Below are 9,268 nucleotides of genomic sequence, written 5' to 3'. Positions count from 1 at the left end.
CCGACCAAATTTAAAGCCCTGCTCTATGAGCAGGGCTTTTTGCATCTGAAGCCGAGAGGATTTGTAGGCCTGATAAGCGCAGCGCCATCAGGCAATTAAAGCGCGTGGGAGTCTGCATCGCCGGATGGCGGCTCAGGCGCCTTATCCGGCCTACGGGCTGCTTCCCTGTTTCATCTTCATTTCGCCTGCAAAAATTGTGTACCACTTCCCACTGTCTGTTAACGATTCTGTGACATATTCCATTGTCTTTTTTTATATTTGCTTGAATCTTTTTTTGCGTTACTTATGGCTGAACCTAGCATTTTCCGCTGTGCGCTTTAACGTTCATGGTATTAATCGCTCAGATATGCAGCATTCATTAAGAAATTTTTCACATTTTGCATAAATGTTAATCACTAAACGTTGCTAAATATGAAGATATTTATTCTGGTATAGGCCGCGTAGCACAAATTTCCCTGCTGAAAATGCCCCTCTGCACTTTTTTTAATCTTTGTTTGCGAATTCTCACCGTTGGCGTAAATCACGGTTACCTGTATTGACGTTTTCACATTCTGTTGACAGATTGTAGGGCATGAGGGGCATTTCATGGAGAATCCGCACTGCAACTCAGTCGCTTATGTGAACGGAATCCCCATCCTCTTAACGCCGACCCGGCCGGGTAAAAAACAAAAAAGGCCAGGCGGTGCAAACCCACTGCAAAGGGTAAAACAACAAACATCACATTTGGAGCAGAAGAATGAGTATTTCCTTGAAGAAGTCAGGGATGCTGAAGCTTGGTCTGAGCCTGGTGGCTATGACCGTCGCAGCAAGCGTACAGGCTAAAACTCTGGTTTATTGTTCAGAAGGATCTCCTGAAGGCTTTAACCCACAGCTTTTCACTTCTGGCACAACCTATGATGCCAGCTCAGTACCGATCTATAACCGCCTGGTTGAGTTCAAAACCGGTACGACTGAAGTGATCCCGGGCTTGGCTGAGAAGTGGGAAATCAGCGAAGACGGTAAAACCTATACCTTCCACCTGCGTCAGGGCGTGAAGTGGCAGGACAATAAAGAATTTAAACCGACGCGTACCTTCAACGCTGATGACGTGGTGTTCTCCTTTGACCGCCAGAAAAACGCCCAGAACCCGTACCATAAAGTCTCTGGTGGCAGCTATGAGTACTTCGAAGGGATGGGCTTGCCGGATCTGATCAGTGAAGTGAAGAAAGTCGACGATAACACTGTCCAGTTCGTACTGACCCGCCCGGAAGCACCGTTCCTGGCAGATCTGGCGATGGACTTCGCGTCTATTCTTTCCAAAGAATATGCCGACAACATGCTGAAAGCCGGCTCCCCGGAGAAAGTGGATCTGAACCCAATCGGTACCGGTCCGTTCCAGATGCAGCAGTACCAGAAAGACTCGCGCATTCTGTATAAAGCGTTCGAAGGTTACTGGGGCACCAAGCCGAAGATCGATCGTCTGGTCTTCTCCATCACCCCTGACGCATCCGTGCGTTACGCCAAGCTGCAGAAGAATGAGTGCCAGGTGATGCCGTACCCGAACCCGGCTGACATCGCGCGCATGAAGCAGGATAAAAACCTCAACCTGCTGGAGCAGGCGGGCCTGAACGTGGGTTATCTGTCTTTCAACACCGAGAAAAAACCGTTTGATGACGTGAAAGTGCGTCAGGCGCTGACCTACGCGGTGAACAAAGAAGCGATCATCAAAGCGGTATATCAGGGCGCAGGCGTTGCAGCCAAGAACCTGATCCCGCCAACCATGTGGGGCTATAACGACGACGTTAAAGACTACAGCTACGATCCGGAAAAAGCCAAAGCGCTGCTGAAAGAAGCGGGCCAGGACAAAGGCTTCACCGTTGAACTGTGGGCGATGCCGGTACAGCGTCCGTACAACCCGAACGCACGCCGTATGGCTGAAATGATCCAGGCGGACTGGGCGAAAATTGGCGTCCAGGCCAAAATCGTCACCTACGAGTGGGGCGAGTACCTCAAGCGTGCCAAGTCTGGTGAGCACCAGGCGGTGATGATGGGCTGGACCGGGGACAATGGGGATCCGGATAACTTCTTCGCCACCCTGTTCAGCTGTGCGGCAGCGAAAGACGGCTCCAACTACTCTCGCTGGTGCTACAAGCCGTTTGAAGATCTGATTCAACCGGCCCGCGCGACCGACGACCACAACAAGCGTGTTGAACTCTACAAACAAGCTCAGGTAGTGATGCATGACCAGGCGCCTGCGCTGATCATTGCTCACTCCACCGTGTATGAGCCCGTGCGTAAGGAAGTCAAAGGCTATGTGGTTGATCCATTAGGCAAACACCACTTCGAAAACGTCTCTATCGAATAACTAAAACTCAGGGGTGTTCATGCACCCCATGCCTGGCGGCGCTACGCTTGCGCAGGCCTACGAGAGTAGGCCGGATAAGCGTAGCGCCATCCGGCGTAGTGCTTTACCCACAGTTGTTTATGCGTGGGATAAGATTTGTGAGCAATACAGATTCACGGTTCCAGGCCGTGCGTCATTAGAGAGAATCCGGGTTATGTTGCAGTTCATTCTCCGACGTTTGGGACTCGTCATCCCTACGTTTATCGGTATCACTCTTCTCACCTTTGCCTTCGTCCATATGATCCCCGGCGATCCGGTAATGATCATGGCGGGTGAGCGTGGGATCTCCCCTGAGCGTCATGCTCAACTGCTGGCTGAACTCGGTCTGGATAAACCGATGTGGCAGCAGTACCTCCATTACATTTGGGGGGTTATGCATGGTGACTTAGGCATTTCGTTAAAAAGCCGCTTGCCGGTGTGGGAAGAGTTCGTGCCGCGCTTTAAAGCGACGCTGGAACTCGGTGTCTGCGCCATGATGTTTGCCACCGCGGTAGGGATTCCCGTTGGCGTACTCGCCGCGGTTAAGCGTGGTTCTATTTTCGATCACACCGCTGTGGGTCTGGCACTGACCGGTTACTCCATGCCTATCTTTTGGTGGGGCATGATGCTGATCATGCTGGTTTCCGTGCAGTGGAACCTGACGCCGGTTTCCGGGCGGGTGAGCGACATGGTGTTCCTTGATGACTCCAACCCGCTGACCGGGTTTATGCTGATCGACACCGCTATCTGGGGTGAAGAGGGTAACTTCATTGATGCCGTGGCGCATATGATCCTGCCCGCGATGGTGCTGGGCACCATTCCTCTGGCCGTTATCGTGCGTATGACCCGTTCGTCAATGCTGGAAGTGCTGGGCGAAGATTACATTCGTACCGCGCGCGCCAAGGGGCTGACGCGGATGCGCGTGATCGTCATTCATGCTCTGCGCAACGCCATGCTGCCCGTGGTGACCGTTATCGGTCTGCAGGTCGGTACGCTGCTGGCTGGGGCTATTCTGACCGAAACCATTTTCTCGTGGCCGGGTCTGGGGCGCTGGCTGATTGATGCGCTGCAACGCCGTGATTATCCGGTAGTGCAGGGCGGTGTATTACTGGTAGCGACGATGATTATTCTCGTCAACCTGCTGGTAGACCTGCTGTACGGCGTGGTGAACCCGCGTATTCGGCATAAGAAGTAAGGGGCCATCATGTCACAGGTTACTGAAAATAAAGTTATTGCTGCACCGGTGCCGATGACCCCGTTGCAGGAGTTCTGGCACTATTTTAAACGCAACAAAGGTGCGGTCGTTGGCCTCGTTTATGTGGTCATCGTGCTGTTTATTGCAATTTTCGCCAACTGGATTGCGCCCTATAACCCGGCGGAACAATTTCGCGATACGCTGCTGGCACCTCCTGCGTGGCAGGAAGGCGGCTCGTGGGCGCATCTGTTTGGTACTGACGACGTAGGGCGCGATGTGCTGTCGCGCTTGATGTACGGTGCACGCCTGTCGCTGCTGGTCGGCTGTCTGGTGGTGGTGCTCTCGCTGCTGATGGGCGTGATTCTCGGGCTGGTGGCCGGTTATTTCGGCGGCATCGTTGATAACGTCATCATGCGAGTGGTCGATATCATGCTGGCACTGCCGAGCCTGCTACTGGCCTTGGTGCTGGTGGCGGTATTTGGCCCATCGATAGGTAATGCGGCGCTGGCACTGACGTTCGTGGCGCTGCCGCACTATGTGCGTCTGACACGTGCCGCCGTGCTGGTGGAAGTGAACCGCGACTACGTCACCGCCTCTCGCGTGGCGGGTGCCGGTGCGATGCGCCAGATGTTTGTCAATATTCTTCCTAACTGTCTTGCGCCGCTGATTGTTCAGGCGTCGCTCGGCTTCTCTAACGCCATTCTCGATATGGCCGCGCTTGGCTTCCTGGGCATGGGCGCGCAGCCGCCAACACCGGAATGGGGCACTATGCTCTCCGACGTGTTGCAGTTCGCGCAAAGTGCCTGGTGGGTCGTGACCTTCCCGGGTCTGGCGATCCTGCTGACGGTGCTGGCATTTAACCTGATGGGTGACGGTCTGCGTGACGCGCTCGATCCCAAACTGAAGCAGTAAGAGGTTCGAGATGGCGTTATTAAATGTAGACAAATTATCTGTACATTTCGGCGACGTTGGCGCCGAATTCCGTGCCGTAGACCGCATCAGCTACAGTGTGAACCAGGGCGAAGTGGTGGGGATTGTCGGGGAATCCGGCTCCGGTAAGTCCGTCAGTTCACTGGCGATTATGGGGCTGATTGACTACCCCGGCCGCGTGATGGCGGAAAGCCTTGAGTTTAACGGCCGCGACCTGAAACGCATCTCTGAAAAAGAGCGTCGCCAGCTGGTGGGTGCTGAAGTGGCGATGATTTTCCAGGACCCAATGACCAGCCTCAACCCGTGCTACACCGTCGGCTACCAGATTATGGAAGCCATTAAGGTGCATCAGGGTGGCAACAAGAAAACCCGTATTCAGCGGGCGATTGACCTGCTGACGCTGGTGGGCATTCCTGACCCGGCTTCACGTCTTGATGTGTATCCGCACCAGTTGTCTGGAGGTATGAGTCAGCGCGTGATGATCGCCATGGCGATTGCCTGTCGTCCGAAACTGCTGATTGCCGATGAACCGACAATCGCGCTGGACGTGACTATTCAGGCGCAGATCATCGAACTGCTGCTGGAGCTTCAGCAGAAAGAAAATATGGCGCTGGTATTGATTACTCATGACCTGGCGTTGGTGGCAGAAGCGGCACACAAAATCATCGTTATGTATGCCGGTCAGGTGGTGGAAACCGGGGCTGCACACGATATTTTCCGCGCGCCCCGCCATCCGTATACCCAGGCATTGCTGCGTGCGTTGCCGGAGTTTGCGCAGGATAAAGCGCGTCTGGCCTCGTTGCCGGGCGTGGTGCCGGGTAAATACGACCGCCCGAACGGTTGTCTGTTGAACCCGCGCTGTCCGTATGCCACGGACAAATGCCGTAGCGTAGAGCCGGAGCTGAACATACTGGGCGAAGGTCGCCAGTCGAAATGCCACTACCCACTCGATGATGCCGGGAGGCCCACACTATGAGTACGCACGAGGCCACCTCGCAACAGCCATTGTTGCAGGCAATTGACCTGAAAAAACACTATCCGGTGAAGAAGGGGATGTTCGCCCCGGAGCGCCTGGTTAAAGCGCTGGACGGCGTGTCATTTACCTTAGAGCGTGGCAAAACGCTGGCGGTGGTTGGCGAGTCGGGCTGCGGGAAATCAACGCTGGGTCGCCTGCTGACGATGATTGAAGTTCCGACCGGCGGAGAGCTGTATTACCAGGGGCAGGATCTGCTCAAGCATGACCCTCAGGCGCAGAAGCTGCGTCGGCAGAAAATCCAGATTGTGTTCCAGAACCCGTATGGCTCGCTGAACCCGCGTAAGAAAGTGGGGCAGATTCTGGAGGAGCCGCTGCAGATCAACTCCTCGCTCAGCAAAGAGCAGCGTCGTGAAAAAGCGCTGGAGATGATGGCGAAAGTGGGTCTGAAAACCGAGCACTACGACCGCTATCCGCACATGTTCTCCGGTGGTCAGCGTCAGCGTATTGCCATCGCCCGCGGTCTGATGCTTGACCCGGACGTGGTGATTGCCGACGAACCGGTCTCCGCGCTGGACGTTTCCGTGCGTGCGCAGGTGCTGAACCTGATGATGGATCTGCAGCAGGATCTGGGGCTGTCCTATGTCTTTATCTCCCACGACCTGTCGGTAGTGGAACATATTGCCGATGAAGTGATGGTGATGTATTTAGGTCGCTGCGTGGAGAAAGGGACCAAAGATCAGATCTTCAACAATCCGCGCCATCCGTACACCCAGGCGCTGCTCTCTGCGACGCCGCGTCTGAACCCGGACGACCGTCGTGAGCGCATCAAGCTGACCGGCGAGCTGCCAAGCCCGCTGAATCCACCGCCGGGCTGCGCGTTCAACGCCCGCTGCCGCCGTCGTTTTGGTCCTTGTACCCAGCTACAGCCGCAGCTTAAAGATTACGGCGGTCAGCTGGTGGCGTGCTTTGCCGTAGACCAGGATGAGAATCCGCAGCAATAAGCGTGGGTTATGACCCAATAACCGGAGCCTTGTGCTCCGGTTTTTTTATATTTCGTTTTTACTTCCACAATGTGAGTCCATTGGCAGAACATTATTCCACAGCGTCTAGAATGTAGTCAGATTCTTGAGCGTCACCGAAATATCTACTTCGCAGTTGCTAACTACCTGGAGCAAATGTGGTCACGATACGCTGGGATATTAAAACAATTGATCGCCTGTCTATGGTTGAGGATGTCCTGAAGGAGTTTTCCTGCTGTGATATTAATATCATCTCAATGAAGGTGACGGCAGGCCGGATCCTGATTAAATCCTGGTGTCGTCAGTTGCAGGATATTTCCTGCGTGCAATCCAGCTTAAGTCAGCGTGCCGATATTATTAACGTTGCTTACTTTTGCGAAGAGATAAGCGAACTGTCGATGCCCGAAGTGGAACGCCCACGCTATTTTTCAGACATTATTTGCAGCAGCCAGAGCATGCAGGCACTGATCGAAAAAGCGATCAGAATTGCGGACAGCAAATATACCGTCCTGATCCGCGGTGAAACCGGCACCGGTAAAGAGCTGCTGGCCCGAGCGATTCATAACTCTGGCCAGCGCAGCTTTTATCCATTTATTCCGGTTAACTGCTCTGCATTACCCGAGTCGCTGATGGAGAGTGAATTCTTCGGATACGAAAAAGGCGCCTTCAGCGGTGCGGACGGTAAAGGCAAAAAAGGGCTGTTTGAAATGGCGGATAAAGGCACCCTTTTCCTGGATGAATTTGGTGAGATGCCGCTGAATTTACAGGCCAAATTACTGCGAGTACTGCAAGATGGCGGGGTCCGCCGCGTGGGCGGGGCGCAGATTATTCCGGTTAACGTGCGTATTATTGTGGCGACCAACGCCAATCTGGAAGAGATGGTCGAACAACGCCTGTTGCGCGCCGACCTGTATTATCGAATTAACGTCCTCTCCCTGACTATTCCTCCGTTGCGGGAACGCCCGCAGGATCTCAGCCTGCTGATCCGCCATTTTGTGCAGAAATACGCGAAAGAATTTCAGCGCCGGTTAATTTTGGATAAAGGCTGCTTTGATGCGATGCATCATCATGGTTGGCCGGGGAACGTGCGCGAACTGGAAAACACCATTATTCGTCTGATGTTGATGGCAGAATCTGATGTGATTACCCGAGAGGATTTGGGTATCGCGAGTATAACCTCAGTTAATCAGGCCCGCGGTGGACAGCCTTTTAAACAGCAGGTTCAATGCGCTGAGCGTCAGTTGATAGAGCAGATGATGGATGAGAATGTTTCATCGCGGCATATTGCCAAAGCGCTGGGGGTGTCGCATACCACGGTACTGAATAAAATCCGTAGCTATCAGCTGGAGAGCGTGGAGTAAGCGCCGTCAGGGTTGACGGCGCTGTCATCGGGGTATTTAATTTGTTATTCAATCAGCTTCAACAGCGGTGACAGGCACAGCAACATTCCGTACAGCAGGATAAGCCAGGTTTTTACCCCGCGCAGTTTTTCCAGCTGTGTGACTTTATAAATCAGGAAGAACGGAATAATGCACGAGACGATACCGTAAAGCGGGCTACCCAACTGGAAGAACACCAGTACTGATACGCGGAACGACACCCAAATCACCAGCGTGGTGACGATAAAGGCGCAAATCCCCAGCGTCAGAACCAATGGATTAATTTTCTCAACGTCGATAACACGACCCAGTACGTTAAGAATAATACCCTTCATAGCCTCGTGGAATCCCAGATAAATACCGAAGAATGCTGTCAGTACGGCAAAAATATTCAACACCGTGGAGGTGATGTGAATAATTTGTCCTGGGATAACTTGAGCCGCCAGCGCCAGTGCGGAAATATTTTGTTCGAAGGCTGAGACCGCTTCTTCATGGCTAATAGAGAAGGTAAAGGAAAATGAGAAGAACAGAATGACTGCAATCAACGTAATATAACTGATGCGGTGGGTACGAATGACCATGCGCGTAGCCAACACCCGGTCTGACACCCGTTTGCGGTAGGCGATATTCATGGGGTTCAGTACCTGAATAAACACCGCCGAGAAGAAACAGAACGGGATGGTTAACAGGACATCGCGGAAGAAGACGCCTGCCTCAGGGAATGCGCTGATATTATTAAAGTTCCAGTGCGGGACCATCGCAAAGCCAAATACAATGATGATGCCAACTTTTACCACCACCATCGGGCCGGAGATTTTGAACAGCAGCTTTTCTCCGCCGGAAGCAATGGCAACCAGCACCGCAAAAATCGCGACTTTGTAGATAATGGACTGCGAAAGATCGGCATCGGTGAGTCCGAAGGTTTTGATATAGGACGCACTGTCAAAAACAACCGATAATGAATAAATAAAGATGCCGTGGATAATCATCAGAAAATAGATGACGCCAAGAAATACGCCCCAGTTCTTACCTAAATAATGACTAATAATATCGGTGTAGTCATTACAGGTTTCACTTTCAGAGAGCGTTTTTAAATAAATGTCCTGCACAATATAGGTGGCGGGATAAGCAATAATAAAGGCGACAATAAATACCCAAATACCGGTTAAACCAATTTGTACCGGCATCAGCACCGTTCCGGCGCCAATTGCCATGCCGATACAGAGTAATACCCAACCAAAATCGTATTTTGTAAAAGGTAGCTTTGTTGAGAAGGATGCGGCGGTTGCTGTAGTGTTGCTTAATTGTAATGTGTTGTCCTGCATAGAACCCCCTGCCGAAAATACACGCTCTCCCCCCGAAAAGGAATTACGTGTATAGCCAGGCTGTTGTGCCTTGATTCTCAAC

Annotated in this window: 8 protein-coding genes; 7 read left to right on the top strand and 1 reads right to left on the bottom strand. The window is 52.7% G+C overall.

Annotation, left to right across the window (positions count from 1 at the left end; translation table 11 throughout):
- Positions 1–585: 585 nt before the first annotated feature.
- From FDW95_RS23185 to FDW95_RS11175, 7 genes are all read left to right on the top strand, one after another.
- On the top strand, positions 586–822 hold the full coding sequence (locus FDW95_RS23185) for a hypothetical protein (protein WP_162604169.1): 237 nt from the start codon (positions 586–588) through the stop codon (positions 820–822).
- A complete protein-coding gene (gene dppA, locus FDW95_RS11200) occupies positions 737–2,344 on the top strand; it encodes a dipeptide ABC transporter periplasmic-binding protein DppA (RefSeq protein ID WP_115257213.1) in 1,608 nt (535 codons plus the stop codon). The genes FDW95_RS23185 and dppA overlap by 86 nt, the downstream gene beginning before the upstream one ends.
- 193 nt (positions 2,345–2,537) lie before the next feature.
- A complete protein-coding gene (gene dppB, locus FDW95_RS11195; RefSeq protein ID WP_096759162.1) occupies positions 2,538–3,557 on the top strand; it encodes a dipeptide ABC transporter permease DppB in 1,020 nt (339 codons plus the stop codon).
- 9 nt (positions 3,558–3,566) lie between these two features.
- Positions 3,567–4,469: a dipeptide ABC transporter permease DppC gene (gene dppC, locus FDW95_RS11190; protein WP_115257214.1), complete on the top strand. Its 903-nt coding sequence runs from the start codon at positions 3,567–3,569 to the stop codon at positions 4,467–4,469.
- Between the two features lie 10 nt (positions 4,470–4,479).
- Positions 4,480–5,463 carry a dipeptide ABC transporter ATP-binding protein gene (gene dppD, locus FDW95_RS11185; protein WP_137363503.1) on the top strand — a complete coding sequence of 328 codons (984 nt, stop codon included), beginning with the start codon at positions 4,480–4,482 and terminating at the stop codon, positions 5,461–5,463.
- A complete protein-coding gene (gene dppF / locus FDW95_RS11180; RefSeq protein ID WP_115257215.1) occupies positions 5,460–6,464 on the top strand; it encodes a dipeptide ABC transporter ATP-binding subunit DppF in 1,005 nt (334 codons plus the stop codon). The genes dppD and dppF overlap by 4 nt, the downstream gene beginning before the upstream one ends.
- A gap of 176 nt (positions 6,465–6,640) precedes the next feature.
- Positions 6,641–7,843, top strand: coding sequence for a sigma 54-interacting transcriptional regulator (locus FDW95_RS11175; protein WP_115257216.1), 1,203 nt, complete (start codon positions 6,641–6,643; stop codon positions 7,841–7,843).
- A gap of 44 nt (positions 7,844–7,887) precedes the next feature.
- Here FDW95_RS11175 and FDW95_RS11170 read toward each other — a convergent pair whose 3' ends face one another.
- Positions 7,888–9,186 (bottom strand): amino acid permease, encoded by a 1,299-nt coding sequence (locus FDW95_RS11170; RefSeq protein ID WP_096759167.1) that lies wholly within the window; start codon positions 9,184–9,186, stop codon positions 7,888–7,890.
- Between the last annotated feature and the right edge of the window lie 82 nt (positions 9,187–9,268).

Origin of the sequence: Citrobacter sp. wls718 (assembly GCF_005280945.1) — a bacterium.
GTDB lineage: Bacteria > Pseudomonadota > Gammaproteobacteria > Enterobacterales > Enterobacteriaceae > Citrobacter > Citrobacter gillenii.
This window is presented reverse-complemented; position numbering and strand designations above follow the sequence as displayed.